The 24866-nt window shown below is 69.3% G+C and carries 25 protein-coding genes; 12 read left to right on the forward strand and 13 right to left on the reverse strand.

The features are described 5' to 3' along the window. Both LOS78_RS14570 and coaBC read right to left on the reverse strand, forming a co-directional pair. Entirely contained in the window at positions 1-1068 is a 1068-nt protein-coding gene (locus LOS78_RS14570) for a cysteine desulfurase family protein (protein WP_230377280.1), read from the reverse strand. Further along, complete coding sequence (gene coaBC, locus LOS78_RS14575; RefSeq protein ID WP_230377282.1) at positions 1065-2336, reverse strand: bifunctional phosphopantothenoylcysteine decarboxylase/phosphopantothenate--cysteine ligase CoaBC; 1272 nt, start codon at positions 2334-2336, stop codon at positions 1065-1067. The genes LOS78_RS14570 and coaBC overlap by 4 nt, the downstream gene beginning before the upstream one ends. 133 nt (positions 2337-2469) lie before the next feature. Between coaBC and LOS78_RS14580 the strand changes: the two genes are divergently transcribed. After that, complete coding sequence (locus LOS78_RS14580) at positions 2470-3984, forward strand: YifB family Mg chelatase-like AAA ATPase (RefSeq protein WP_230377284.1); 1515 nt, start codon at positions 2470-2472, stop codon at positions 3982-3984. A 585-nt stretch (positions 3985-4569) separates the two neighbouring features. Here the strand turns inward: LOS78_RS14580 and gshB are convergent. The 3 genes from gshB to rsmI form a co-directional block, all read right to left on the reverse strand. Further along, the gene (gene gshB, locus LOS78_RS14585; RefSeq protein ID WP_028712391.1) at positions 4570-5520 is read right to left on the reverse strand and encodes a glutathione synthase; all 951 of its coding nucleotides are present in this window, start codon (positions 5518-5520) and stop codon (positions 4570-4572) included. 68 nt (positions 5521-5588) lie between these two features. After that, entirely contained in the window at positions 5589-6002 is a 414-nt protein-coding gene (locus LOS78_RS14590; RefSeq protein ID WP_230377285.1) for a YraN family protein, read from the reverse strand. Then, a complete protein-coding gene (rsmI, locus tag LOS78_RS14595) occupies positions 5999-6907 on the reverse strand; it encodes a 16S rRNA (cytidine(1402)-2'-O)-methyltransferase (protein ID WP_230377287.1) in 909 nt (302 codons plus the stop codon). Before rsmI ends, LOS78_RS14590 begins: the two co-directional genes overlap by 4 nt. A 102-nt stretch (positions 6908-7009) precedes the next feature. Between rsmI and LOS78_RS14600 the strand changes: the two genes are divergently transcribed. From LOS78_RS14600 to murJ, 3 genes are read left to right on the forward strand one after another with little or no spacing between them, the layout of a single operon-like run. Next, the gene (locus LOS78_RS14600) at positions 7010-8212 is read left to right on the forward strand and encodes a penicillin-binding protein activator (RefSeq protein WP_230377289.1); all 1203 of its coding nucleotides are present in this window, start codon (positions 7010-7012) and stop codon (positions 8210-8212) included. A gap of 2 nt (positions 8213-8214) precedes the next feature. Further along, on the forward strand, positions 8215-11025 hold the full coding sequence (locus LOS78_RS14605) for a [protein-PII] uridylyltransferase (RefSeq protein WP_028712387.1): 2811 nt from the start codon (positions 8215-8217) through the stop codon (positions 11023-11025). A gap of 10 nt (positions 11026-11035) precedes the next feature. Beyond that, the gene (gene murJ, locus LOS78_RS14610) at positions 11036-12580 is read left to right on the forward strand and encodes a murein biosynthesis integral membrane protein MurJ (RefSeq protein WP_230377291.1); all 1545 of its coding nucleotides are present in this window, start codon (positions 11036-11038) and stop codon (positions 12578-12580) included. Here the strand turns inward: murJ and LOS78_RS14615 are convergent. Further along, the gene (locus tag LOS78_RS14615; RefSeq protein WP_028712385.1) at positions 12571-13284 is read right to left on the reverse strand and encodes a rhomboid family intramembrane serine protease; all 714 of its coding nucleotides are present in this window, start codon (positions 13282-13284) and stop codon (positions 12571-12573) included. The two genes, murJ and LOS78_RS14615, sit on opposite strands and share 10 nt — an antisense overlap. Positions 13285-13392: 108 nt before the next feature. Between LOS78_RS14615 and trpS the strand changes: the two genes are divergently transcribed. Next, on the forward strand, positions 13393-14412 hold the full coding sequence (trpS, locus tag LOS78_RS14620) for a tryptophan--tRNA ligase (protein WP_230377293.1): 1020 nt from the start codon (positions 13393-13395) through the stop codon (positions 14410-14412). Positions 14413-14490: 78 nt separating this feature from the next. Beyond that, entirely contained in the window at positions 14491-15450 is a 960-nt protein-coding gene (gene bmt, locus LOS78_RS14625) for a betaine--homocysteine S-methyltransferase (RefSeq protein WP_230377294.1), read from the forward strand. Here the strand turns inward: bmt and LOS78_RS14630 are convergent, their stop codons facing one another. Continuing rightward, positions 15451-16533 (reverse strand): PA0069 family radical SAM protein, encoded by a 1083-nt coding sequence (locus LOS78_RS14630; protein ID WP_230377296.1) that lies wholly within the window; start codon positions 16531-16533, stop codon positions 15451-15453. Between the two features lie 153 nt (positions 16534-16686). Here LOS78_RS14630 and LOS78_RS14635 point away from each other — a divergent pair, with 153 nt between their 5' ends. Further along, positions 16687-16851 (forward strand): hypothetical protein, encoded by a 165-nt coding sequence (locus LOS78_RS14635; RefSeq protein ID WP_198019324.1) that lies wholly within the window; start codon positions 16687-16689, stop codon positions 16849-16851. 83 nt (positions 16852-16934) lie between these two features. Here LOS78_RS14635 and LOS78_RS14640 read toward each other — a convergent pair whose 3' ends face one another. The 3 genes from LOS78_RS14640 to LOS78_RS14650 all read right to left on the reverse strand — a co-directional run bounded on the left by LOS78_RS14640 (position 16935) and on the right by LOS78_RS14650 (position 18497). Next, the gene (locus LOS78_RS14640; protein WP_028712381.1) at positions 16935-17171 is read right to left on the reverse strand and encodes a hypothetical protein; all 237 of its coding nucleotides are present in this window, start codon (positions 17169-17171) and stop codon (positions 16935-16937) included. A gap of 274 nt (positions 17172-17445) precedes the next feature. Continuing rightward, entirely contained in the window at positions 17446-18042 is a 597-nt protein-coding gene (locus LOS78_RS14645) for an HNH endonuclease (RefSeq protein WP_028712380.1), read from the reverse strand. Positions 18043-18176: 134 nt separating this feature from the next. Beyond that, positions 18177-18497 (reverse strand): multidrug efflux SMR transporter, encoded by a 321-nt coding sequence (locus LOS78_RS14650; RefSeq protein ID WP_028712379.1) that lies wholly within the window; start codon positions 18495-18497, stop codon positions 18177-18179. 96 nt (positions 18498-18593) lie between these two features. Here LOS78_RS14650 and LOS78_RS14655 point away from each other — a divergent pair, with 96 nt between their 5' ends. Next, positions 18594-19013 carry a VOC family protein gene (locus tag LOS78_RS14655; protein ID WP_230377297.1) on the forward strand — a complete coding sequence of 140 codons (420 nt, stop codon included), beginning with the start codon at positions 18594-18596 and terminating at the stop codon, positions 19011-19013. 201 nt (positions 19014-19214) lie between these two features. Here the strand turns inward: LOS78_RS14655 and LOS78_RS14660 are convergent, their stop codons facing one another. Genes LOS78_RS14660 through LOS78_RS14670 form a run of 3 tightly spaced genes read right to left on the reverse strand, consistent with a single transcriptional unit; the run spans position 19215 to position 21139 of the window. Continuing rightward, positions 19215-19874 (reverse strand): alpha/beta hydrolase, encoded by a 660-nt coding sequence (locus LOS78_RS14660; protein ID WP_230377298.1) that lies wholly within the window; start codon positions 19872-19874, stop codon positions 19215-19217. 9 nt (positions 19875-19883) lie between these two features. Continuing rightward, on the reverse strand, positions 19884-20507 hold the full coding sequence (locus tag LOS78_RS14665; protein ID WP_230377299.1) for a DNA-3-methyladenine glycosylase: 624 nt from the start codon (positions 20505-20507) through the stop codon (positions 19884-19886). Beyond that, positions 20507-21139 (reverse strand): GntR family transcriptional regulator, encoded by a 633-nt coding sequence (locus LOS78_RS14670; protein WP_028712375.1) that lies wholly within the window; start codon positions 21137-21139, stop codon positions 20507-20509. Before LOS78_RS14670 ends, LOS78_RS14665 begins: the two co-directional genes overlap by 1 nt. Positions 21140-21204: 65 nt before the next feature. Between LOS78_RS14670 and LOS78_RS14675 the strand changes: the two genes are divergently transcribed. The 4 genes from LOS78_RS14675 to radA all read left to right on the forward strand — a co-directional run bounded on the left by LOS78_RS14675 (position 21205) and on the right by radA (position 24857). Continuing rightward, on the forward strand, positions 21205-21891 hold the full coding sequence (locus LOS78_RS14675) for a pyrimidine 5'-nucleotidase (RefSeq protein WP_230377300.1): 687 nt from the start codon (positions 21205-21207) through the stop codon (positions 21889-21891). A 41-nt stretch (positions 21892-21932) separates the two neighbouring features. Continuing rightward, the gene (locus LOS78_RS14680; RefSeq protein WP_028712373.1) at positions 21933-22142 is read left to right on the forward strand and encodes a hypothetical protein; all 210 of its coding nucleotides are present in this window, start codon (positions 21933-21935) and stop codon (positions 22140-22142) included. A 13-nt stretch (positions 22143-22155) separates the two neighbouring features. Then, positions 22156-23346, forward strand: coding sequence for a UbiH/UbiF family hydroxylase (locus LOS78_RS14685; RefSeq protein WP_230377301.1), 1191 nt, complete (start codon positions 22156-22158; stop codon positions 23344-23346). Between the two features lie 146 nt (positions 23347-23492). Then, entirely contained in the window at positions 23493-24857 is a 1365-nt protein-coding gene (radA, locus tag LOS78_RS14690; RefSeq protein ID WP_230377302.1) for a DNA repair protein RadA, read from the forward strand. Positions 24858-24866: the final 9 nt, after the last annotated feature.

Raw genomic sequence — 24866 nt, forward strand, 5'->3', positions numbered from 1 at the left:
TCACACCCTTCCCGCGGTCGCCCGCTGATCATTCCTTTGCCGCCAGCGCGCATAAGCCGCCAGCCAGGCATCCGCAAAACGCACGACGTCCCGAGGGTCCGTCGTCGGACCGATCGAGACGCGGATCGCATCGCCCGCCCATTCCGGCGCGATTCCCATGGCCGTCAGGACGGAGCTTGGCCGGACCTTGCCCGAGGAACAGGCCGAGCCTGCCGATACGGCAAATCCGGCGAGGTCCATCTGCATCACCTGCGTCTCTCCGCGCCATCCCGGCGTCAGGATCGACAATGTATTCGGCAGGCGGCGGGATTCGCGCCCCGGGAATGTAACCATTTCTGCCCCGGATTCCAGAGTAGCCATCAGGGAATCGCGGATTTCCGACACTTTTTCCCCGATTCCTTGATCCAGATCATTCTGCGCCGCTTTCGCCGCCGCCGCAAAGCCCATGATGCCGATCAGGTTCTCGGTCCCGGCGCGGCGGCCCTGTTCCTGCCCGCCGCCCCGGATGCGGGCCTCGATCTCGGTGCCGCGCCGGACCACCAGCGCGCCGATGCCGCGCGGACCGCCAAGCTTGTGGGCGCTGACGAAACCGGCCTCGATCCCCAGCCAGTTGAAGGCGAAGGGAATCTTTCCGAAGGCCTGGGTCAGGTCGCTGGCCGCCAGCCCCTGGGGCAGGTCCTGGATGACGCCGGTCTCGGAATTGGCCAGTTGCAGCGCCGCACGGGCCGGATCGGGGACGATCACGCGCCCCGAGGGCTCCGTCTGCAGCGAATTGTCGCACCAGGCCAGCACGGCGGCATGTTCCACCGCCGAACAGGCCAGCCCGCGGTCCTGCAGCACCAGCGCCGCCGCCTCGGTGGCGCCCGAGTTGAAGATCACATCCCCCCCCTCGGCGCCCAGGGCCGAGGCGATCTCCTCGCGCGCCCGTTCCAGCGCCGATTTCGCCGCCCGCCCCTCGGCATGGACCGAGGACGGGTTGCCGACGATCTCGCTGGCCGCCAGCATGGCCTCGCGCGCCTCGGGGCGCAGCGGCGCGGTGGCGTTCCAGTCCAGATAGACCCGGTTCATGCATGCCCCTCCGCCATGCCGTCCCCGGCGTTCAGCGCGTCGGCGATGCGCGCGGCCAGCCGGTGCGCCACCTCGTCCTTGGAGAGCCGCGGCCAGCTTTCCGCCCCGGTCTCGGAGATCAGCGTCACCGCGTTCTCGGTCCCGCCCATGATCCCGGTCGCCGGGCTCACGTCATTGGCAACGATCCAGTCGCAACCCTTGCGCTTGCGCTTGCGGGCGGCGTTGTCCAGCACGTCGTCGGTCTCGGCGGCAAAGCCCACCACCAGCGACGGACGGTCGCGGCCCAGCTGGCTGATCCAGGCCAGGATGTCGGGATTCTCGGCGAATTGCAGCTCGGGCAGCCTGCCGGAGCCGTCCTTCTTGATCTTGCCCGGCCGGGCATTGGCGACATGCCAGTCGGCCACGGCAGCGGCCATCACCGCGGCATCGGCGGGCAAGGCGGCCTCGACCGCCTCGCGCATCTCGCGCGCCGTCTCGACGACGATCACCGCGACGCCCTCGGGCGGGGGCACCTCGGCCGGGCCGGTAATGAAACTGACCCGCGCGCCCAGGTCGCGCAGCGCCGCGGCAATCGCCGCGCCCTGCGCCCCGCTGGAGCGGTTGGCGATATAGCGCACGGGGTCGATCGGCTCATGCGTCGGGCCCGAGGTCACGATGACATGCCGCCCGCCCAGCACCCGCGCGGGCAGCGAGACCACCGCCTCGGGCGGCAGGCGCAGCGGCTTCTCGCGCCCCAGCGCCGCACGGATCGCCTGCAGGATCGCCTCGGGCTCGGCCATGCGCCCGGGACCGTATTCGCCGCAGGCCATGTCGCCCTCGTCCGGGCCGACAAACCGGACGCCGTCATTCTCCAGCAGGTCCAGGTTGCGCTGCGTCGCGGGGTGCTGCCACATGCGCACGTTCATCGCCGGCGCCGCCAGCACCGGCTTGTCGGTGGCCAAGAGCAGGGTCGAGGCCAGGTCGTCCGCCATCCCCGCCGCCATCCGCGCCAGCAGGTCGGCGGTCGCCGGCGCCACCACCACCAGATCGGCGGCGCGCGACAGCTGGATATGGCCCATCTCGGATTCGCGGGTCAGGTCGAACAGCTCGGTATGGCAGGGCGCCTCGGCCAGCGCCGACAGGGTCAGCGGCGTCACGAACTGCCCCCCCGCCCGCGTCAGCACCGGCACGACCGAGCCCCCCTCGCGCCGGATCATGCGGATCAGCTCGGGGATCTTGAAGGCGGCGATGCCCCCGCCGACGATCAGCAATATGCGGCTGCCTTGCATGGTCGCTTCCTCTGCCGTGACGTTCGCCCTGCACATAGGCCGAAGCGGGCCGCGGAACAAGCAAGCCGCGCCCGTTAACCAATCTTTAAGCTCCGGCGGGTTAACCAGAGCCCCTGTGACATGGGGAGAGGTGATGGCGGCGATTGCCTATACCGTGGCCTTCGACGGGGTCGAGGCGCGGCTGGTCGAGGTGCAATGCTCGGTTTCGCCGGGCCTGCCGGGATTTGGCATCGTCGGCCTGCCCGACAAATCGGTCAGCGAGGCGCGCGAGCGGGTCAAGGCCGCCTTCGGGGCGCTCTCCATCGCCATGCCCTCGCGGCGGGTGACGGTGAACATGTCGCCCGCCGACCTGCCCAAGGAGGGCTCGCATTTCGACCTGCCCATCGCGCTGGCCGTGCTGGCCGCGCTGGAGATCGTCCCGGCCGAGGCGCTGGAGCGCGTGGTGGCGCTGGGGGAACTGGCGCTGGACGGCCGGCTCTCGCCGGTGGCGGGCGCCCTGCCCGCCGCCATGGCCGCGGCCGAGGAAGGCCGGGCGCTGCTGGTGCCGCGCGCCTGCGGGGCCGAGGCGGCCTGGGTCGGCGCGGTGCCGGTCTTTGCGCCGCGCACCCTGCGCGAGGCGGTCGATCACCTGACCGACCGCGCGCCCCTGCCCCGCGCCGCGCCGGGCGAGCTGGCCGAAACCGTGCACGAGGCCGACCTCTCCGAGGTCAAGGGCCAGGAGCGCGCGCGCCGCGCGCTGGAGATCGCCGCCGCCGGCCGCCATCACCTGCTGATGGTCGGCCCGCCCGGAGCCAGCAAGTCCATGCTGGCGACCCGCCTGCCCGGCATCCTGCCGCCGCTGACCCCGCCCGAGGCGCTGGAGACCTCGATCATCCATTCCGTCGCCGGGCTCCTGGCCGAGGGCGGGATCTCGCGCATGGCGCCCTTCCGCCAGCCGCATCACACCGCCTCGATGGCGGCGATGGTGGGCGGCGGCCGCAATGCCCGGCCCGGCCAGGCCAGCCTGGCGCATAATGGCGTGCTGTTTCTCGACGAGTTGCCGGAATTCGAGCGCCGGGTCATCGACGCCCTGCGCGAGCCGATCGAGACCGGCGAGATCCACGTCTCGCGCGCCAATGCCCATATCCGCTATCCGGCGCGCTTCCTGCTGGTCGCCGCCGCCAATCCCTGCCGCTGCGGCGAGATCGCCGACGCCGCGCGCGCCTGTTCCAAGGCGCCGCGCTGCGGATCGGACTATCTGGGCCGGGTCTCGGGGCCGATGATGGACCGCTTCGACCTGCGCATCGAGGTGCCGCAGGTCGCCATCGAGGACCTGGGCCTGCCGGCGACCGGCGAGAGCTCGGCCAGCGTCGCCGAGCGGGTCGCCGCCGCCCGGATGCTCCAGACCGAACGTTTCGCCGGCCATCCGTCGGCGCGGGTGAACGCCGACGCCTCGGGCCGTCTGCTCGAGGAGATCGCGCCGCTCGACAGCGAATGCCGGTCGCTGCTGGCCCTGGCGGCCGAGCGGCTGGGCCTGACGCCGCGCGGCTACCACCGCATCCTGCGCAGCGCGAGGACCATTGCCGACCTGGACCGTTCCCCGGCGATCCGCCAGCCGCACCTGGCCGAGGCGCTGACCTACCGCCTGCCCTTCGGCCGGCCGGATTGAGGGCGTGCCCGCCGGTTCTTCGGGGGCCAGTCGGAGGCCACACGTCTTGTGACTGAGTTCAGGCGACCGGTCTGCCTGGGCGATATGACCACCATATCCTCGACCTCCAGATTTTCACGCGCCTGCAGAGGTGTGAGGGCCCGGATTCTTTCGCAGGATGCATTATGCGGAGCCGAGATCTGCGCCAGGCGAACAAGCGCCTTCGGCCGGCGCCTGCCTCGATCACGCCCCTTGCTCCCGTGGCGCGAGGGGATCCACCTCGCCAAGGCGAAACTCTCGACCGCCGGTCGAGGTGATGAAGCCGTTCATAAAATACCGGAAGCACCGCGATACGCACCGAATGTCGCTACCGGTGGAAAAGCGGCCGCTATTTCCCGATGGCCTGACAGCACGGCACTGATCCGCATCCGCATATTGTCAACCGGTGCTGCTGTCTCGCCATCCTGCAGCCGGGAAATATCAGCGCCCCCGGAAGGTGCCGGGAATGCTGCGAAAAGGCCCGGCCACGGAACATTCGCAATCGAGGCCTCACCTGCCCGATAGTCTCATCCGCAGCACGCCGTGCCCCCTGGATGAACCCGGAGGTCAGCCTCGCTCCGCCAGCCGGCGCTCGACCGCCTCCCAGATCAGCGCCGCGGCGTTGACGCCATCGAACCGCTCGAGTTCCTGGATGCCGGTGGGCGAGGTCACGTTGATCTCGGTCAGCCAACCGTCGATCACGTCGATTCCGGTAAAGATCAGCCCCTTCTCGCGCAGGACCGGGCCGATCCGGGCGCAGATCTCGTATTCCCGCTCGGTCAGGCCGATCTTCTCGGGACGGCCGCCGACATGCATGTTGGAGCGCGCCTCGCCCGCGGCCGGGACGCGGTTGATTGCGCCGACCGGCTCGCCATCGACCAGGATGATGCGCTTGTCGCCCCTGACCACCGCGGGCAGGTATTTCTGCGCGATGATCGGCTCGCGGCTGTTGGCCAGGAAGGTTTCGACCAGCGAGGACAGGTTCGGATCGTCGGGCCGCATGTGGAAGATGCCGACCCCGCCATTGCCGTAGAGCGGCTTGAGGATGAAATCGCCATGCCGCTCGCGAAAGGCACGGATCTGCGCCAGGTCGCGGGTGATCAGCGTCGGTGGCGTCAGTTCGGGAAAATCCAGCACCAGCAGCTTCTCGGGACTGTTGCGCACCCAGAACGGATCGTTGACCACATAGGTCGAGGGATGCAATCGATCCAGCAGGTGGGTGGTGGTGATGTAGCCCATGTCGAAGGGCGGGTCCTGCCGCAGCCAGACCACGTCGAATTCCGACAGGTCGACATCGACCCAGTCGCCGAAGGTCACGTGATTGCCCGGCTCTCGCCGCAGCGTGACGGGGCGGCCTCGGGCCAGGATCCTGCCCTCGCTATAGCTCAGCCGGTCGGCGGTGTACTGGAACAGCCGGTGCCCCCTCGCCTCGGCCTCGAGCCCCAGCCGGAAGGTGCTGTCACCGTCGATCGAGACCTGCTCGATCGGGTCCATCTGCAGGGCCACGTAAAGACTCATGCCATCATCCCCAGCCTGTTTCGAGCGATCTTGTCGCGCGCGCGGGCCGGGTTTGCAAGCCGCAGCGGTCAGTTCATGCCAAAGGCATTCTCGATGATCTCGACCCGGCCGAGCTGGTCGACCAGCGCGGCATCGAAACGCATCGCGGTCAGCAGGCCCGCAGGCAGGCGCCCGCAATATTCCAGCGCAGCCTGGCAGATCCGGGCGATCTGCCGGCCGCTGATCCGCTCGGCCGCGCGGTCGTGACAATGCGACCTCTTGACCTCGACAAAGGCATATTCCTCATCCTTGCGCAGGATCAGGTCGATTTCGCCGCCCCGGCCGCGCCAACGCTCGGCCAGCACCTCATAGCCGCGCCGGCGATATTCCCGCGCCACCGATTCCTCGGCGAAACGGCCTGCGGCACAGGCGACGGCACCCCGCCGCGCCCTGACGCCGATGGCCGGAACAGGCGTCCCCTCGGAGATTCTTTCGAACTTCATTCCCGTTCCCTCTTCATCTCCACCGCCAGCGCATAGACCTCGCGCCGGGGCAGACCGAACCGCGCAGCAACCTCTGCCGCCGCCTCTTTCACGGACAGCGTGCCCAGCAGCCCGTCCAGAGCCACGCGCAAGCTGCCCTCATCCGCGACGACGGGTTCGGGACGCCCGAACAGCACCACGACCTCGCCGCGCAACCCTTCCGCAGGGATTTTTTCGACCAGCTCCGCCGCGCTGCCACGCATCACCTCTTCGAACTTCTTGGTCAGTTCCCTGCAGATCACCGTAGACCGATTCGCCTCAGTTTCGCACAAGTTCTCCAACAGTTGCTTAACGCGCCTCGGGCTTTCGAAGGCGATCACCGTCGCGTCGACCTTTTGCCAGCTCTCGATCCATTTCCGGCGCGCGCCGCCGGCGGCCGGGGGAAAGCCGACGAACAGGAAGCGGTCGCTGGGCAGGCCCGAGACCGACAGCGCCGCCAGCGCCGCCGATGGCCCGGGCAGCGCGCGAACCGCAAACCCGGCCTCGGCGGCGTCCCGCGCCAGGCGGTAGCCCGGATCGGCGACCAGCGGCGTGCCGGCATCCGAGGCATAGGCCACGCTCTTCCCCTCGCCCAGCGCCGCGAGGATCGCCGGGCGTGCCCGGTCGGCATTGTGGTCGTGATAGGCGACGAGCCGCCGGCCGCGCAGCGCGATGCCGTGAATATCCAGCAGATGCCGCAGGTTGCGGGTATCCTCGGCCGCCAGCACATCGGCCGTGTTCAGCACGTCGAGCGCCCGCAGGGTGATGTCGCGCGCCGCCCCGATCGGGGTCGCGACCAGGTAGAGGCCCGGCTCGGGCGCGGCGGCCGAAACGGTCAGGGAAAGCGGCCGCGCGCCCGTCCCGGTTGTGCTGGCGCTGTCCTCCATCGCGGGTCCCTTTCTCTCTGCCGGGCAAGTTGCCATGTCCGGAATATGCCAATAACCTGCCCCCATCAAACCCCCAGCCTCGATCCAACAGGGAATCACGCCATGACCGTCCTGAAAACGATCCGCGGCGCCTTCGACCTGCGCCGTCCGCTGGCGCGCGTCGGAGCTGTCCTTGCCGCCGTGACGCTTGCCGCCTGCCAGCCCATCGAGATGGGGGCCTCGGGCCCGCAGACCGGCCAGAGCATCGACCCGTCGCAGCCGGTGCCGGTGGCGCTGCTGGTGCCGGGGGGCACGGGCAGCGCGGATCTGGACTGGCTGGCGCGCTCCCTGACCAATTCGGCCAAGATGGCGGCCGCGGATGCGCGCGGCGCGACCATCGACCTGCGGATCTACAATGCCGGCTCGGAGCCCGGCACGGCCGTCGCCATGGCCAACCAGGCGGTGGCCGAGGGTGCCAAGATCATCCTGGGCCCGCTTTTCGCCGACAGCGCCAATGCGGTCGGCAATGCCATGGCGCCGCAGGGCGTCAACGTGCTGTCCTTCTCGAACAACACCGACATCGCCGGCGGCAATGTCTTCGTGCTGGGCAACACCTTCGACAACGTCGCCGACCGGCTGGTCAAATACGGCGTCAGGAACGGCAAGCGCCGCATCCTGATGGTGGCCGAGGACGACACTGCCGGCCAGGTCGGCGCCCACGCGATCCAGCGCGCCATCCAGCGCAACGGCGCCACCCTGGTCGGCACCGCCGTGCATCCGCTATCCAAGCAGGGCATCGACGGCATCGTGCCGAATGTCGCCCAGGCGGCGCTGTCGGGCAATGTCGACGCGGTCTTCCTGACCGCGAACCAGGGCGCGGTGCTGCCCTATCTGACCGACAGGCTGGCCGATGCCGGCGTCACCTCGGCCTCGGTGCAGATGATGGGGCTGACGCGCTGGGACCAGCCCTCGGCCCGGCTGCAGCTGCGCGGCGTGCAGGGCGGCTGGTTCGCCATTCCCGACACCACGCTCAAGGCGCAGTTCGACCAGCGTTACCGCGCCGCCCATGGCGAGACCCCGCACGAGCTGGGCTCGCTGGCCTATGACGGGGTCGCGGCCATCGCGGCGCTGGTGCGGGCGGGCAAGCGCAATGCGCTGACCACCTCGGGCCTGACGCAGAGCGCGGGCTTCGCCGGGGTCTCGGGCGCCTTCCGTCTCAAGCGGGACGGCACCAACGAACGCGCCCTGGCGGTGGCCACGGTGCGGGGCAACCAGGTGGTGGTGCTGGATCCGGCGCCGCGCAGCTTCGGCGGCTTCGGGTTCTGATCTTGAGCGCCAGGGACACCGACACCTTGCCGCAAAGCGCCCCGGCCCTGCCCGGGGCGCATTCGCTGTTCGCCCCCGAAAGCTTCCTGCCCGCGCTGACCGGCGCGCTGGCGGATATCGCCGAGCCGCGCGAGATCCGCGCCCGCACCGTCGCCATCCTGTCCCAGGCGCGCGCGGCCGCCATGGAGGATATCGCGGCCGGCTTCATGTCCCACCCCCGCGCCGCGCGCGAGACGGTGCGCGCCATCGCCAGCCTGACCGACGCCGTCGTGCTGGCGATCCATCACGTCGCGACCACCATCCTGCACCCGCTGCTCAACCCCACCGATGCCGAGCGGCTGGCGGTGCTGGCCATCGGCGGCTATGGCCGGGCCGAGATGGCGCCGCAATCCGACGTGGACCTGCTGTTCCTGACGCCGTGGAAGGTCAGCGGCTGGGCGGAAAGCGTCGTCGAATCCATGCTCTACATGCTGTGGGACCTGAAGCTGAAGATCGGCCAGTCCACGCGCTCGGTCGATGACTGCCTGCGGCTGGGCGCCGGCGACATCACCATCCGCACCAGCCTGCTGGAGCATCGGCTGATCTGCGGGCACGCCACCGCCGCCGAAACCCTGCGCGACCGGCTCTGGTCCGAGCTGTTCGACAAGACCGTCCCCCAGTTCATCGAGGCGAAGCTGGCCGAACGCGCCGAGCGCCACCGCCGCCAGGGTGGGCAGCGCTATGTGCTGGAGCCCAACGTCAAGGAGGGCAAGGGCGGCCTGCGCGACCTGCAGACCCTCTACTGGATCGCCAAATACATCCATCGCGTCGACCGCGCCGTGGAACTGGTCGACCTGGGCTTCTTCACCCGCGACGAGCACCTGACCTTCTGGCAGGCCGAGGATTTCCTTTGGGCCGTGCGCTGCCACCTGCACCTGATCGCCGGCCGGCCGCAGGACCAGCTGACCTTCGACATGCAGGTCGAGGTGGCCAAGCGCATGGGCTATCGCGACCTCGGCGGCCGCCGCGCGGTCGAGATCTTCATGCAGGACTATTTCCTGCACGCCACCAAGGTCGGCGAGCTGACCCGGGTGTTCCTCGTCGCGCTGGAGGCAAGGCACCTTTACAAGGCGCCGATCATGAACCGGCTGTTCCAGCGCCGCCGCCGCGTCCGGGCCGGCTTTCGCGTGGATCGCGGGCGGCTGACCTATGCCGACGAGAAGCAGTTCCTGTCCGATCCGCTGAACATCCTGCGGCTCTTCGAGGAGGCGCTGCGGACCGGCATCCTGATCCATCCCGACGCCATGCGCGCCGTCGCGGCCAATCTGGAGATGATCGACGACCGCATGCGCTCGGACCCCGAGGCGGTGCGCATCTTCCTCGACCTGCTGCTGAAGCACGGCAACCCGGAACGCTCGCTGCGCCGGATGAACGAATTGGGCGTGCTGGCCGCCTTCATCCCGGAATTCGCTCCGGTGGTGGCGATGATGCAGTTCAACGTCTATCACCATTACACGGTGGACGAGCACCTGATCCAATGCGTCGCCGCCCTGGCCGCCATCGAGCGCGGCGAGGATGCCGAGGACCTGCCGGTGGTCAGCAAGATCATGCGGGGCAAGGTGAACCGGCGGGTGATCTACCTTGCCGTGCTGCTGCACGACATCGGCAAGGGCCGGGCCGAGGACCATTCGATCCTGGGCGCCCGGCTGGCGCGGCGCATCTGCACCCGCTTCGGCCTGCCGGCGGACGAGATCGAGACCATCGAATGGCTGATCCGCAACCACCTGCTGATGTCGGACGTGGCGCAGAAACGCGACATCGCCGATCCGCGCACGCTGCGCGACTTTGCGAAGGCGGTGAAGACCACCCGGCGGCTGGACATGCTGCTGGTGCTGACCGTCTGCGACATCCGCGGCGTCGGCCCCGGCACCTGGAACAACTGGAAGGCGATGCTGCTGCGCAAGCTGCACCAGGAAACCAAGGCGGCGCTGGAAAACGGCCTTGAGGAGCTGAACCGCGACAAGCGCACCGGCGAGGCCAAGCGCTCGCTGCGCCACCTGCTGACCGCCAAGGGCTGGGAGCCGAAGGCGATCAAGGCCGAGCTGGGCCGGCATTACGACAATTACTGGCCGGGCCTGCCGACCGAGACGCAATATGTCTTTGCCGAGATGCTGAAGGACCTGGGCGATGACGAGATCCGCACCGACCTGCATCCCGACACCGACCGCGACGCCACCCGCGCCGCCTTCGTGCTGGCCGACCATCCCGGCATCTTCTCGCGCATGGCCGGGGCGCTGGCGCTGGTCGGGGCGAACATCGTCGATGCCCGCACCTATACCACCAAGGACGGTTTCGCGACGGCGGTGTTCTGGCTGCAGGATGCCGACGGCCATCCCTATGCCGCCGACCGGCTGCCGCGCCTGCACACCATGATCCAGCGCACGCTGAAGGGCGAGATCGTCGCGCGCGAGGCGCTGGCCGGCCGCGACAAGCCCCGCAAGCGCGACAGCGCCTTCCGCTTCCCGACGCATATCACCTTCGACAACGAGGGCAGCGACGTCTACACCGTCATCGAGGTCGATACCCGCGACCGTCCCGGCCTGCTCTACGACCTGACGCGCACCCTGGCCGACAACCATATCCAGATCGCCAGCGCGGTGATCGCCACCTTCGGCGCGCAGGTGGTGGACACCTTCTATGTCAAGGACATGTTCGGGCTGAAGCTGCACCAGGCCGGCCGCCGCGAGTCGCTGGAGAAGAAGCTGCGCCAGGCGATCAAGGACGGGGCCGAGCGCGCCGAACGCGCCGGGCGGCCGCTGGGCGGGACGTTCTGAGGGACCAAAGATGCAACCGATCAGACTAATCCGGGGCTTCCTCTCGGTGGGGGCGTGGACTCTGGCCAGCCGCGTCGTAGGCTTCGTCCGCGACGTGATGATCGCCGCCTATCTGGGCACCGGCCCGGTGGCGCAGGCCTATATCGTCGCCTTCACCCTGCCCAACATGTTCCGCCGCTTCTTCGCCGAGGGCGCCTTCAACACCGCCTTCGTGCCGATGTTCGCCAAGCGGCTGGAAAGCGGCGAGAACCCGCGCGGCTTTGCCGAGGAGGCCTTTTCGGGGCTGTTCTCGGTGGTGCTGGTCGTGTCGCTGATCGCGCATCTGGCCATGCCCTGGCTGGTGCTGATGCAGGCCGCGGGCTTCCAGGGCGACGAGCGTTTCGAGCTGGCGGTGATCTATGGCCGCATCTGCTTTCCCTATATCCTGTTCATCTCGCTGACCGCGCTGCTTTCGGGGCTGCTGAACGCCGGCGGGCGCTTCATGGCCGCGGCCGCCGCGCCGGTGCTGATGAACTTCGTCCTGATCGCCGCCATGCTGCTGGCCGACTGGCGGGGCTGGGACATGGGGCTGGCCATGGCCTGGTCCACCCCGGTCTCGGGCATCGCGCAGCTCTTCACCGTCTGGTGGGCGGCAAAGCGCATGGGCTTTCCGCTGCGCCTGCGCCGGCCGCGGCTGACGCCGGACATGCGGCGCCTGCTGGCCGTGGCCGCGCCCGCGGTGCTGGCGGGCGGCGTGGTGCAGGTCAACCTGCTGGTCGGGCGGCAGGTCGGCTCGTTCTTCGACGGCGCCATCGCCTGGCTGACCAATGCCGATCGGCTGTATCAGCTGCCGCTGGGGGTGGTGGGCATCGCCATCGGCATCGTGCTTTTGCCCGACATCTCGCGCCGGCTGAAATCCGGCGATACCGGCGGCGGCAGGCACGCCTATAACCGCGCCGCCGAATTCGCGCTGTTCCTGACCGTGCCGGCCGCGGTGGCGCTGGTGGTGATGGCCTATCCGCTGATCTCGGTGCTGTTCCGGCGCGGCGCCTTCCTGACTGCCGATGTCGGGCCGACCGCGCTGGCGCTGGCAATCTACGGGCTCGGCCTGCCGGCCTTCGTCCTGCAAAAGGTGCTGCAGCCGCTGTATTTCGCCCGCGAGGACACCCGCACCCCGTTCCGCTTCGCGGTCTGGTCCATGGTGGTCAATGCGGTGGTGGCGCTGGGGCTGGCGCCCTTCATCGGCTTTTCCGCCGCCGCATGGGGCACCACCGTCGCCGGCTGGACCATGGCGGCGCAGCTCTGGCGCGGCACGAAAGCCTTCGGCGAGGCGGCCGCGCTCGACGACCGCTTCCGCCACCGCCTGCCCCGCATCTGCGCGGCATCCGCGGTCATGGGCGCGGTGATCTGGGGCCTGATGCTGGCCCTGGGCGACACGCTGGAGCAGCCCGGGACGCGCTATCTGGCGCTGGCCGCGCTGGTCCTGGGCGGCATGGCGGCCTATGGCGCGGCGGCGCTGGTGCTGGGCGCGTTCCGGCCCTCGGACCTGCGCGCGGGCTTGCGGCGTCAGCGCTGACGGATCTGGCGCATCACGCGCCCGATCCCGCCCGGCACCAGCACGAAGGACAGAAGGAAGCCGCAGCAGAAGCCGGCGATCTCGGCGATCCAGGTCAGGCTGCCGTCCTGGAACAGGATGCCGAAGACCAGCTGGAAGGCCAGCAGCATGCCGATCAGGGTGAAGGCGCGCAGGCGGTTCGCGTTCTCCTGCCCCAGCCGCGTCCAGAGCAGGAAGGTGAAGGCACCGACGAAGCCGTAGACCGCCGGATAGCCGCCGATCAGCGCCTGGAAGCGGAACTGCGGCAGAAGCCCCGCCGCCAGCGTATAGACCAGCGCGCCCCCGATGGCCGAGCCGAAGAACAGCGCCGCGACCGCCCAAGGCCGGAACTGGTTCGCGATCAGGTTCCCCAGCGCCAGCGTGAAGACGATGACGAACAGCGCATGGGTCAGCGACAGATGCACGAAGGAATAGGTCAGGATGCGCCAGCTCTGGTCCAGCAGGAACACCTTCATCTGCCACAGCCGCAGCACGAATTCGGGGATATAGGCGGTGCGCTCGACCGCGATCTGGCGCATGGCGAGGCCGGCGCCCTGCCCGCCGCCGCCGATGAAGCCCATCTGCGCCAGGCCGAACACCGCCTCGCAGGCGATCATCGGCAGGGCGATCATCCAGACCACGGCGGGCACGGGGTTCAGCGGCGATTCATCGTAACCGGGTCGCATCGAGGCTCCTTTCCAGTGGGCTGTTGCGCAAGCCCTCCTTGCGGGCGGTTGCGCCCGACCGGGGCAAGAGGTAAGCCAGCCACCGGGATTTTCCAAGCAGGTAGTGCCATGACCACGAGCTTCGCCAAGCGCATCTTTTCCGGCATCCAGCCCTCGGGCGGGCTGACGCTGGGCAACTATCTGGGCGCGCTGAAACGCTTTGCGGACTATCAGGGCAAGGGGGCCGAGACGATCTATTGCGTCGTGGACCTGCACGCGATCACCGTCTGGCAGGAGCCCGAGAAGCTCAGGCACAACACCCGCGAGGTCGCGGCGGCCTTCATGGCCTCGGGCGTGGACCCCGAGGTCTCGATCCTGTTCAACCAGAGCCAGGTTTCGCAGCATGCGGAGCTCGCCTGGCTGTTCAACACCGTGGCGCGGGTGGGCTGGATGTATCGCATGACCCAGTTCAAGGACAAGGCCGGCAAGAACAGCGAGAATTCCAGCCTCGGCCTTCTGGCCTATCCGTCGCTGATGGCCGCCGACATCCTGGCCTATCACGCCACCGCCGTGCCGGTGGGCGAGGACCAGAAGCAGCATCTGGAGCTGACCCGAGACATCGCCGCCAAGTTCAACCACGATTACGGCGTGGACTTCTTCCCGATCACCGAGCCGATGATCGAGGGCACGGCCACCCGCGTCATGTCCCTGCGCGACGGGTCCAGGAAGATGTCGAAATCCGACCCCTCGGATGCCAGCCGCATCAACCTGACCGACGATGCCGACGCCATCGCGCAAAAGATCCGCAAGGCGCGCACCGATGCCGATCCGCTGCCCGGCACGATGGAGGGGCTGAAGGACCGGCCCGAGGCGAAGAACCTGGTCAACATCTATGCCGCGCTGACCGGCGAGAGCGGCGATCAGGTGCTGGCCCGCTTCGAGGGCCAGGGCTTCGGCGCCTTCAAGCCCGCGCTGGCCGAGGTGGCGGTCGAGGCCCTGGCGCCGATCACCCGGCGGATGACCGAGTTCATGGCCGACCCGGCCGAGATCGACCGCATCCTCGGCCGCGGCGCCGACCAGGCGCAGGCCATCGCCCAACCGATCGTCGAGCGCACCAAGGACATCATGGGCATGATCCGCTCGCGCTGAGCGGGCCGCAAATGTCCCAATGACTTCCCGGCAGGATGGGCTATGATTCCCCGATCCTGCCGCAGAACGGGAAAGACCATGCCTGACCAGCTGTCGAGGATGCTCGGCGAACGCCCTTGGCTCCTGGCCGACGGGGCGACGGGAACCAATCTCTACAACATGGGGCTGGCGCCGGGACAGGCGCCGGACCTGTGGTGCGAAACCCATCCCGACAAGGTGCGCGAGCTGCACCGGCAGATGATCGCCTCGGGCGCCGACATCATCCTGACCAACAGCTTCGGCGCCAATGCCAGCCGGCTGCGGCTGGCCAAGGCCGAGGCCCGCGTCGCCGCGCTGAACCGCGCCGCCGCCCGCCTGGCACGCGAGGCTGTGGCCGGGACCGGCCGCGCGGTGATCGTCGCCGGCTCGATGGGCCCCATCGGCGAGATCATGGCGCCGATGGGCCGGCTGACCGAGGCCGAGGCGACCGCCATGTTCACCGAACAGGCGCAGGCGCTGAAGGAGGGCGGCGCGGACATCCTGTGGATCGAGACGATCAGCGCCGCCGAGGAGATGCGCGCCGCCTCCAAGGCCGCGCAGGCGGTCGGCATGCCCTGGTGCGGCATGATGAGCTTTGAGCCGGGCGGGCGCAGCATGATGGGGGTGACGCCGCCGCAACTCGCCGCGCTGATCGACCGGCTGCCCTATCCGCCGCTGGCCTATGGCGCGAATTGCGGCACCGGCCCGGCCGAGCTGCTGATGGCGGTGGCGGGTTTCGCCGCCTCGGGCAACGAACGGCCGCTGATCGCCAAGCCGAATGCCGGCGTGCCGCGCTATCAGGACGGCGGGCTGATCTATGATGCGACGCCCGGGGTCATGGCGGAATTCGCCGTGCTGGCCCGCGATCTGGGCGTGCGCGTCATCGGCGGCTGCTGCGGCACCACGCCCGAGCATCTGGCCGCCATGCGCGACGCGCTGGTCGCGGCGCCGCGCGGGCCGCGCCCCTCGCCCGAGCGCATCTCGGCCCGCATCGCCGAAGCCATGGGGCCGGGCGAGTAATCAGAACAGCGACAGCTGGTCCCCCGTCCGGGGCGGCGGGCCGAAGCGGCTACAATCCAGCACCTCGGCCTCGCGCACCAGCCCCAGCCGCTTGCGGGCCAGCCGGAAGCGCTGGTGCAGCAGCTCGGCCTCGGGGCCCTCGCCGCGCATGCGCTTGCCGAAGCGCGGGTCGTTGTCGCGCCCGCCGCGCATCGCCTGCACCCGCGCCATGACATGCCTCGCCTTGCCGGGATGGTGCCGCTCCAGCCAGTCGCGGAACAGCGGCGCCACCTCCAGCGGCAGGCGGATCGGGATCATGCTGGCGGCGCTGGCCCCGGCATCGCGGGCGGCCTGCATGATGCGCTCCATCTCGTGCTCGGTCAGCACCGGGATCACCGGCGCCACCATGACCCGCACCGGCACGCCGGCCTCGGCCAGGGCCCGGATCATCCGCAGCCGGGTCGAGGGCGCGGGCGCCCGCGGCTCCATCTGCCGCGCCAGTTCGGCATCCAGCGTGGTGATCGAGACGCCGGCCATCACCTGCCCCTTGGCCGCCATCGCCCCCAGCAGGTCGACATCGCGCATCACGGTGGCGCCGCGCGTCACCAGGCTCAGCGGATGGTTCCAGTCATGCAGCACCTGCAGGCAGCCGCGCATGATGCCCAGCTTGGCCTCGACGGGCTGGTAGGGGTCGGTATTGGTGCCGAAGGCGATGGGCGCCACCGCATAGCCGCGCCGGCCGATCTCGGCTTCCAGCAATTCGGGAGCGTTAGGCTTGGCGGTGATGCGCGTCTCGAAATCCAGCCCCGGCGACAGGCCCAGATAGGCGTGGCTCGGCCGGGCGAAGCAATAGATGCAGCCGTGCTCGCAGCCGCGATAGGGGTTGATCGAGCGGTCGAAGGAGATATCGGGCGAGGTGTTGCGGGTGATGATCGAGCGCGCCCGCTCCTGCGTGACCTCGGTGCGCAGCAGGCTCTGCTCTTCGGGGATGTCCCAGCCGTCTTCCTCGCGCTCGGCCCGATAGGGCTCGAAGCGCGCGGCGGGGCGCGAGTCGGCGCCGCGGGCGCGCAGGATCTCGTCGGGGTTCCGGGGTGGCAGGCTCATGCCGCCAGACTAGAACATTTAGCGAACATTTTCCAGATCGCGCAGGCGATGCTCCGCCCCGGCCCGATTCATCGGCAACAGCATGCGCAAAACCGCGGCGGGGCCTTTTCCAGCCGCGCCGCCGAGACCATATTGAAGGCAACGGAGGATGACATGCCGCTGCCGCATTTCCTGATCCTGATTCTCGCCGTGATCCTGGCCGCAGGGCTGACGATCTGGGCGGCAAGCGCCGTTGGCATCCCGCTGTTCGCGCTGGGTCTTCTGGCGCTTCTGGCCGCCGCGATCGCGCATCTGACGACGCGCGATCACCGAAGCTAGATTCTCCCGCATCCGGCCCGCAAGGTGCGGGCGGCCTGGCGGAAACGGACGGGCGGCATCATCGCCGCCCGGCCCGGACTGTCTCAGGCGGCTGCGTCGCCCGGTTTCTCGGCACTGTCCTTGACCGCCGACATGGCCGCTTCCTCCGTCCATGCCCGTCCGCCGGCAGCCGGATCGTGCAACAGGCTCCAGGCCCAGGCGGCGACGCCGGGCACTTGCGGATCGTGGCGGATACGCCCGACCGGCACCTCATTGCGGCAGATCGTCCAGTCGCCAGAGACAGGCTTTCCCTCAACCACGGTCTGAATACGCGTCCACATACGAGATCCTTTCTTGTCTTTCGTGATCGCCCTGCAGGGCCGCCTGTCAGCGGCGGCCATGCGCGCGGACGATAGTCGCTGCGCCGGGCGAAGGGCGGCCCGCCGCATACAGGTCTGGATGTCATCACGCAAACCTGACGGCTTCTTTACCCGGCATTGCCGGCGACTGCAACGATCCGCTGTCATTGTCGTGGCGCGGGCCGGCAATCGCGGGCCCCCCGCCCAGGCTCTGGCGCGAAAAACGCTTGAAAAAGCAGCGTCATGCGCGACCGCGCTAATCCGCGATCAGCTCGGTATCCCAATACAGGAAATCCATCCAGCTTTCGTGCAGATGGTTCGGCGGGAAGCGCCGGCCGATGGCGTGCATCTCTTCGGGCGTGGGCCGGCGCGGCGGGCGGCGCAGCCTCAGGCCCGAATGCTTCAGCGATTTGTTCGCCTTTTTCAGGTTGCAGGGCGAGCAGGCGGCGACGACATTTTCCCAGCTGGTGCCGCCCCCGCGCGAGCGCGGCACGACATGGTCGAAGGTCAGCTCGCCCTTGGCGCCGCAATACTGGCAGCAGAATTCGTCCCGCAGAAAAAGATTGAAGCGCGTGAAGGCCACGCGCTTCTGGGGTTTGACGTAATCCTTCAGCACCACGACCGAGGGAATGCGTATGGCGTGGCGCTGGCTTCGCACCACCTCGTCATATTCGGCGATGATCTGGACCCGGTCCAGGAACACCGCCTTGATCGCCTCTTGCCAGGGCCACAATGACAGCGGGTAGTAGCTGAGCGGCCTGAAATCGGCGTTGAGCACCAGCGCGGGGTGGTGGCGCAAGCAGGACGGCTCGCGCACGAATTGCGTTCGGAATTCGCCATGGTCGTCCAGCATCGGCCCTCGCTTCGCCTTGTCCGGGACGGGTCAGAACATGGCACCGACTATATATCGCGGCTCCGGGCTGACAAGTCCCTGAATATATGCCTGGCGCTCAAATAACCGGGCGGCGTGACAAGGGCGTGACATGCTCAATGCGGCGAGGCGATTTTCATCAGCACCAGCCCGGCGACGATCAGCACCGCCGCGACAAGGCGCAGGGCGTCGGCCGATTCGCCCAGCAGCGCCATCCCCAGCACGAAGGTGCCGACCGCGCCGATGCCCGTCCAGATGACATAGGCGGTGCCCAGCGGAAGCACCTTCATCGACAGCGACAGGAACCAGACGCTGGCCACCATGGCGACCAAGGTGATGGCGGTCGGCCAGGGCCGGGTGAACCCCTCGGACAGTTTCATGGCGAAGGCCCAGACCACCTCGAGCAACCCCGCCACACCCAGATAGATCCATGCCATGCCGCGCCTCCTGTCCTGCAGGCAAGCTGTCGCGCGGGGCGGGGGCAAGGTCAAGCCGGGCTGGCCTGCCCGGCCGATTGCTGGCAGGATGGCGGCATGACCAAGCCGCCCAAACTGATCGGCACGCTGGAATCGGCGCTTTACGCCGAGGATCTGGACGAGGCCGCCCGCTTCTGGACCGAAACCATCGGCCTGCCCGAAATCGCCCGCGTCCCCGACCGGCACGTCTTCTTCCGCTGCGGCGCGCAGGTGCTGCTGGTATTTCGCGCCAGTGCGACCCGGATTCCGCCCAAGCCCGACGCCCGCCTGCCCGTGCCGCCGCATGGCGCCGAGGGGCCGGGGCATTTCTGCATGGCCGCAGAGCCCGGCCTGTTCGACGCCTGGCGCGCGCATCTGGAAGCATCGGGGGTCGAGATCGAGGCGGATTTCATCTGGCCGCAAGGCGGCCGCTCGCTCTATTTCCGCGATCCCGCCGGAAATTCAATCGAGATAGCCGATCCCGCGATCTGGGACTGATCGCGGGCCGGGCGGTCAGCGCCGGGCGCGCACCGCGGCATGCTGCGGCTGACGGGCGAGACGCAGGGCCAGCATGCCGGTCGGAATCAGGGCGATCGCAGTCATCCAGATCAGGGTCATGGGGCCTCTCCTCGTCTCTGTGTCTCTTTAAAAAACGTAGGGGCTGCCGCGGGTTTCGCAAGAGGCCAATCGATCAAACCCTCACGGTTTGGCGGCAAACCGCTCTTTCAGGAAGGCCAACGCCACGGACAGCCCGTCGGGAGAGATGCCGTGTCCGGTATTCTTCATCACATGGCCGTAGACGGTGAAGCCGGCCTTCTGCAGCGCCTCGCCGGCGATTCCCATGCTTTCGAAGGGCACCGTCGGATCCTGATCGCCATGCACCAGCAGGATCGGCGGCCGGACCCGTGCCTTGTCCACGTTCTCGGGGTCCAGCAACCGGCCCGAGAAGCCCACGACGCCGGCGATCTCGGCGTCGCGCTGCGGGGCCACGGCCAGCGCCATCATCGTGCCCTGCGAGAAGCCGACCAGCGCCAGCCTGTCCGGCGTCAGCCCCTCATCCGCCAGAACCTTGTCGAGGAAGGCATTGATGTCCTTGAAGGATTGCTCGGCCGAGCTGCGGGCCTGCTCTTCGCTGGAGCCGTCCATCCACGGGATCGGAAACCATTGATAGCCCATCGGGTTGTTCAGGCAGGGCTCGGGCGCGTCCGGGGAATAGAAGGCGGTGCCCGGCAGATGCGGCGCCAGCGGATCGGCCAGGCCCAGCAGGTCGGCCCCGTCGGCGCCGTAGCCATGCAGAAAGACCACCACCGAATCGGGTTTCTGCGGGCCTTTGCGTTCGGATTTCAGTTCGCGCAGCATCTCGTCCCCCTAACGGACGCCCTCGCGCCCCTTTGCGGCCCGGTAATAGGCCCAGAGCGCCCGGGCCGCAACCGCGCGCCAGGGCCGCCAGGGCTCGGCCAGCGCCGTCAGCGCCGCCGGGCCGGGCCGCTCGGGCAGGCCGTAGAGCAGCCGCGCCGCCTCGGCCAGCGCCAGGTCGCCAGCGGCAAAGGCATCGGCGCGGCCGAGCGCAAATTTCAGATAGATCTCGGCGGTCCAGCGGCCGATTCCCGGCAGGGCGGTCAGCCGGGCGATCACCTCCTCGTCGAGCAGGGCCCGCAAGCCCGGCCAGTCGACCCCGGCCGCGACGATGCCGCGCAGATAGCGGATCTTCGGCCGCGACAGTCCGGCGGCGCGCAGCGTCTCGTCCTCTGCCGCGGCGATCCCGGCCTCGTCGGCCAGCCCCGCCTCGGCCATGCGCGCGCCGATGGCCGCCGCCGCCCGGGTCGAGATCTGCTGCGAGACCAGCGCGTCGCGGATCGCCGGAAAACCCTCGGGCCAGCGCCGCATCGGCAGGGGCAGCAGCGCCGGCAGTTCCCGCGCCCAGACCGGGCAGACCCGGACCAGATGCGCCGCGCCTTCCTCCAGATCGGCGGGGGCCCGGATCTCGCGCATCATTCCTCCTCGTCGGCCAGCCGCGCCTCTTCCTTCAGCCGGGTCTCGAAGGCCATCGAGATATGGTGCCGCAGCGCCTGTTCCGCCGCCGCCCCGTCATGGGCGGCGATGGCGTCGACGATGGCCTGATGCTCGTCCAGCGTCACCACGTCGCGGCCCTGCGCGGCCAGGCTGGTGCGCGCCATCAAGGCCATGCTGCGATGCACCAGGTCCAGCTGCTGCACCAGATAGCGGTTGTGCGAGGCCAGGTGAATCTGGTGGTGAAAGCGGCGGTTCGCCCGCGCCAGGGCCTGCGGGTCGCCCAGGATGGCGCGGTCGTCCTCGACCATGCCGGCCAGCACGCGCACCTCCTCGGGCGTGGCGTGGCGGGCGGCCAGCCGGGCGGCCAGCGCCTCGAGCTCGGCGCGCACGGTGTAAAGCTCGGCCAGCTGGTTGTGGTCCAGCGTGGCGACGATCAGGCTGCGCCCGTCGCGCTTGAGCATGGACTGGGTTTCCAGCCGCTGCAAAGCCTCGCGGACCGGGGTGCGCGAGACGCCGAAACGCTCGGCCAGCTCGGATTCGACCAGCCGGTCGCCGGGGCGATAGATGCCGTTGTCGATGGCGGAAAGGATCAGGGAATAGGCGTCTTTCATGGCGGGCACGATCCCCGCTTGGAACGGCGATTGCAAGCGCCATGCCGCGGGTTTAGGCAGGCGCCATGGATTTTCGTCATGTCTCCACCTGGATCTTCGATCTGGACAACACGCTTTATGCGCCCGAGGTCAGGCTTTTCGCCCAGATCGAGCGGCGCATGACCGCCTATGTCATGCGCGAATTGCGCGTGACCGAGGCGGAGGCCAGCCGGCTGCGCCGCCATTACTGGCGGACGCACGGCACGACGCTGGCCGGGCTGATGGCCGAGCATGGCATCGACCCGCTGTCCTATCTGCGCGACGTCCATGACATCGACTTCACGGTCCTGACCCCGGACCCGGAACTGGCGGCGCTGATCGCCGCCCTGCCCGGCCGCAAGATCGTGCATACCAATGCCGACAGCGCCTATGCGACGCGGGTGCTGGAACATCGCGGGCTGATGGTCTTCGACGCGATCCATGGTGTCGAGGAAGCGGGCTTCCACCCCAAGCCGGATGCGCGCTCTTATGCCGCAGTCCTGGCCGCCGAGGGGTTCGAACCTGCCGGCGCCGCCATGTTCGAGGACGACCCCAGGAACCTCGCCATCCCGCATGAGCTTGGAATGCGGACGATTCTGGTCGGTCCGGGCCGACACGGCCCGGACGAGCTTGCCGGGGACCATGACCACGGGCCGCATGTGCATTACCGCACCGGCGACCTGGCCGCCTTCCTGCGCGGGCTTGCCGGAACCGACGGGCCGGTTAAGACTTGAGCTTCCGCCCGACAGGAAAACCGCAAGCCGAGGAACGCGCCATGTCCCAACCGCTCACCCCCGCCGAAGCCGCCGCCCAGGACCGGGCCGAGGCGCGCACCGCGAGAAGCCTTTTCACCTTCGCGCTGCTGGCCGTGGTGCTCTCGGTGGTGGTCCTGGTGCTCTGGGGCCTGCCGGGGCTCAGCCTGATCGCGCTGGCCGCGACGGCGCTGGTCTTCGCCATGCTCGCCGCCTATGCGGCCGGGTTCTAGGCCGGGCCCGACCATGCAGATCGACGATACCGAGGTCCTCGTCTCCGGCGGCGGCATCGCCGGGCTGATCGCGGCCGCCGCCTTCGGCAGCGCCGGGCATCGGGTGGTCTGCGTCGACCCCGCCCCGCCGGTGACCGACGAGGCGGCCGAGGGCTCGGACCTGCGCAGCACCGCCTTCCTGCGCCCCTCGATCGCTGTGCTGCAGGCGGCCGGGCTGTGGGACCGCCTTTCCCCGCATGCCACGGCGCTGCAGGTGATGCGGATCATCGACGCCGGCGGGAAGCTGCCGCAGGCGCGGCTGACCCGTGATTTCGACGCCGCCGAGATCTCGGACCAGCCCTTCGGCTGGAACCTGCCCAACTGGCTTTTGAAGCGCGAGATCTCGGCCCGCCTCGCCGGGCTGCAGAATGTCCGCTTCCTGCCCGGCACCGGCACGGCGGGGCTGCTGGCCCGCGACAGCGAGGCACTGGCGACGCTGACCGATGGCCGCCGCATCCGCGCGAAGCTGGTGATCGGCGCCGACGGCCGCAACTCGCCGGTGCGCGAATCGCTTGGCATCGGCACCCGCACGCTGCGCTACGGCCAGAAGGCGCTGGCCTTCGCCGTCACCCATGACCGCCCGCACGACAACGTTTCGACCGAGATCCACCGCTCGGGCGGCCCCTTCACGCTGGTGCCGCTGCCCGACCGCGACGGTAAGCCCAGTTCGGCCGTGGTCTGGATGGAGCGCGGCCCGGAAACCGCCCGGCTGCGCGCCCTGCCCCGCGAGGATTTCGAGGCCGAGCTGAACCGCCGCTCGGCCGGGGTGCTGGGCCGCCTGACCCAGGCGACGCGGCTGACGGAATGGCCGATCATCAGCCAGATCGCCGACCGCTTCACAAGCCCGCGCACGGCGCTGATCGCCGAGGCCGCGCATGTGGTTCCGCCCATCGGCGCGCAGGGGCTGAACATGAGCCTTGCCGATCTCGCCGCCCTGCTCGATCTCTCGGCGGAGGACCCGGGCAGCGCGGAATCGCTCGCCGCCTATGAGCGCCGCCGCCGTCCCGAGGCGCTGGCCCGGCTGATCGGCATCGACGCGCTGAACCGCGCCAGCATGATCTCGGCCCGGCCGCTGCGCGACCTGCGCGCCGCCGCCCTGGGCGGGCTCTACGCCGTGGCCCCGGTCCGCCGCTTCATGATGCGGGCCGGCCTGGGTGTCAGCTGAGCGGCTTTCTCTGTTTTCCAAATACCCATCTTGCAGCCCGGCCCGGCGCCCGAGTTGATGGAACCGCCGCAGGGGTATTTCAGAAACAGAGAAAGCCCGTCCGGCCCCCCATGGCATCCCCCGCCGCGATCTGCCACATATCCCGCATGGCCAAACCGATCACCGCCTTCACCTGCACCGCCTGCGGCGCCAGCCATCGCAAATGGGCCGGCCGCTGCGACGCCTGCGGCGCCTGGAACACCATCGTCGAGGAAGCGCCGCTTTCCCAGGGCCCCGGTCGCGGCCTCGGCACGCTCAAGGGCAAGCCGATCCCGCTTTCGGGCCTCGCCACGCAAGAGGCGCCGCCGCCACGCGCCATCTCGGGCATCGCCGAGTTCGATCGGGTGCTGGGCGGCGGGCTGGTGCCCGGCTCGGCCGTGCTGGTCGGCGGCGATCCGGGCATCGGCAAGTCCACGCTGCTCTTGCAGGCCGCCGCCGCCTTCGCCCGCGCCGGCCAGCAGGCGATCTATGTCTCGGGCGAGGAAGCCAGCGCCCAGGTCCGGCTGCGCGCGCAGCGCCTGGGCCTCGGCGACGCACCCGTCCGCCTGGGGGCCGAGACCGCCTTGCGCGACATCCTGACCACGCTCGACGCCGAACGGCCGGACGTCGCGGTGATCGACTCGATCCAGACGCTCTGGTCCGACCGGATCGAGGCGGCGCCCGGCTCGGTCGCCCAGGTCCGCGCCGCCGCGCATGAGCTCGTCACCTTCGCCAAGCGCCGCGGCACCGCGGTCATCCTGGTCGGCCATGTCACCAAGGAGGGCCAGATCGCCGGCCCGCGCGTCGTCGAGCACATGGTCGACACCGTGCTGTATTTCGAGGGCGAGCGCGGCCACCAGTTCCGCATCCTGCGCGCCCACAAGAACCGTTTCGGTCCGGCCGACGAGATCGGCGTCTTCGAGATGACCGGCGGCGGGCTCTCCGAAGTCGCCAATCCCTCGGCGCTGTTTCTGTCCGAACGCGGCGAGGCCAGCGCCGGCTCGGCCGTCTTCGCCGGCATCGAGGGCACCCGCCCGGTGCTGACCGAGGTGCAGGCCCTCGTCGCCCCCTCGACATTGGCAAGTCCCCGCCGAACCGTGGTCGGACTCGATGGCGGCCGGGTCTCGACCATCCTCGCCGTGCTTGAGGCGCGCTGTGCCGTTCCCTTCGCCGGCCTTGACGTTTTTCTCAATGTTGCCGGGGGGATGCGCGTCGCCGAGCCTGCAGCCGACCTCGCCATCGCCGCCGCGCTGCTCAGCGCGCGCGAGGACATCGCGCTGCCGCCCGAAGCCGTGCTTTTCGGCGAGATCAGCCTTTCCGGCGCGTTACGGCCGGTCGCGCAGGCGGAAAACAGGTTGAAAGAGGCGCAGAAACTTGGTTTTTCACGGGCGATCCTGCCGGCGGCCACCAAGGTCGAGGGCATGGCCGCGATGCGGATCGACCGCATCGCGGATCTGACAAGTTTCGTGGGCGAGACATTCGGCGCCGGATGAACTCGTCCC

The sequence above is a fragment of the Paracoccus sp. MA genome (assembly GCF_020990385.1).
Taxonomy (GTDB): Bacteria; Pseudomonadota; Alphaproteobacteria; order Rhodobacterales; family Rhodobacteraceae; genus Paracoccus.

Bases quoted from the DNA above. Each gene is read 5' to 3' on its own strand.
- LOS78_RS14570 (WP_230377280.1), bottom strand. From the start codon at position 1,068: ATGAACCGGGTCTATCTGGACTGGAACGCCACCGCGCCGCTGCGCCCC.
- coaBC (WP_230377282.1), bottom strand. From the start codon at position 2,336: ATGCAAGGCAGCCGCATATTGCTGATCGTCGGCGGGGGCATCGCCGCC.
- LOS78_RS14580 (WP_230377284.1), top strand. From the start codon at position 2,470: ATGGCGGCGATTGCCTATACCGTGGCCTTCGACGGGGTCGAGGCGCGG.
- gshB (WP_028712391.1), bottom strand. From the start codon at position 5,520: ATGAGTCTTTACGTGGCCCTGCAGATGGACCCGATCGAGCAGGTCTCG.
- LOS78_RS14590 (WP_230377285.1), bottom strand. From the start codon at position 6,002: ATGAAGTTCGAAAGAATCTCCGAGGGGACGCCTGTTCCGGCCATCGGC.
- rsmI (WP_230377287.1), bottom strand. From the start codon at position 6,907: ATGGAGGACAGCGCCAGCACAACCGGGACGGGCGCGCGGCCGCTTTCC.
- LOS78_RS14600 (WP_230377289.1), top strand. From the start codon at position 7,010: ATGACCGTCCTGAAAACGATCCGCGGCGCCTTCGACCTGCGCCGTCCG.
- murJ (WP_230377291.1), top strand. From the start codon at position 11,036: ATGCAACCGATCAGACTAATCCGGGGCTTCCTCTCGGTGGGGGCGTGG.
- LOS78_RS14615 (WP_028712385.1), bottom strand. From the start codon at position 13,284: ATGCGACCCGGTTACGATGAATCGCCGCTGAACCCCGTGCCCGCCGTG.
- trpS (WP_230377293.1), top strand. From the start codon at position 13,393: ATGACCACGAGCTTCGCCAAGCGCATCTTTTCCGGCATCCAGCCCTCG.
- bmt (WP_230377294.1), top strand. From the start codon at position 14,491: ATGCCTGACCAGCTGTCGAGGATGCTCGGCGAACGCCCTTGGCTCCTG.
- LOS78_RS14630 (WP_230377296.1), bottom strand. From the start codon at position 16,533: ATGAGCCTGCCACCCCGGAACCCCGACGAGATCCTGCGCGCCCGCGGC.
- LOS78_RS14635 (WP_198019324.1), top strand. From the start codon at position 16,687: ATGCCGCTGCCGCATTTCCTGATCCTGATTCTCGCCGTGATCCTGGCC.
- LOS78_RS14640 (WP_028712381.1), bottom strand. From the start codon at position 17,171: ATGTGGACGCGTATTCAGACCGTGGTTGAGGGAAAGCCTGTCTCTGGC.
- LOS78_RS14645 (WP_028712380.1), bottom strand. From the start codon at position 18,042: ATGCTGGACGACCATGGCGAATTCCGAACGCAATTCGTGCGCGAGCCG.
- LOS78_RS14650 (WP_028712379.1), bottom strand. From the start codon at position 18,497: ATGGCATGGATCTATCTGGGTGTGGCGGGGTTGCTCGAGGTGGTCTGG.
- LOS78_RS14655 (WP_230377297.1), top strand. From the start codon at position 18,594: ATGACCAAGCCGCCCAAACTGATCGGCACGCTGGAATCGGCGCTTTAC.
- LOS78_RS14660 (WP_230377298.1), bottom strand. From the start codon at position 19,874: ATGCTGCGCGAACTGAAATCCGAACGCAAAGGCCCGCAGAAACCCGAT.
- LOS78_RS14665 (WP_230377299.1), bottom strand. From the start codon at position 20,507: ATGCGCGAGATCCGGGCCCCCGCCGATCTGGAGGAAGGCGCGGCGCAT.
- LOS78_RS14670 (WP_028712375.1), bottom strand. From the start codon at position 21,139: ATGAAAGACGCCTATTCCCTGATCCTTTCCGCCATCGACAACGGCATC.
- LOS78_RS14675 (WP_230377300.1), top strand. From the start codon at position 21,205: ATGGATTTTCGTCATGTCTCCACCTGGATCTTCGATCTGGACAACACG.
- LOS78_RS14680 (WP_028712373.1), top strand. From the start codon at position 21,933: ATGTCCCAACCGCTCACCCCCGCCGAAGCCGCCGCCCAGGACCGGGCC.
- LOS78_RS14685 (WP_230377301.1), top strand. From the start codon at position 22,156: ATGCAGATCGACGATACCGAGGTCCTCGTCTCCGGCGGCGGCATCGCC.
- radA (WP_230377302.1), top strand. From the start codon at position 23,493: ATGGCCAAACCGATCACCGCCTTCACCTGCACCGCCTGCGGCGCCAGC.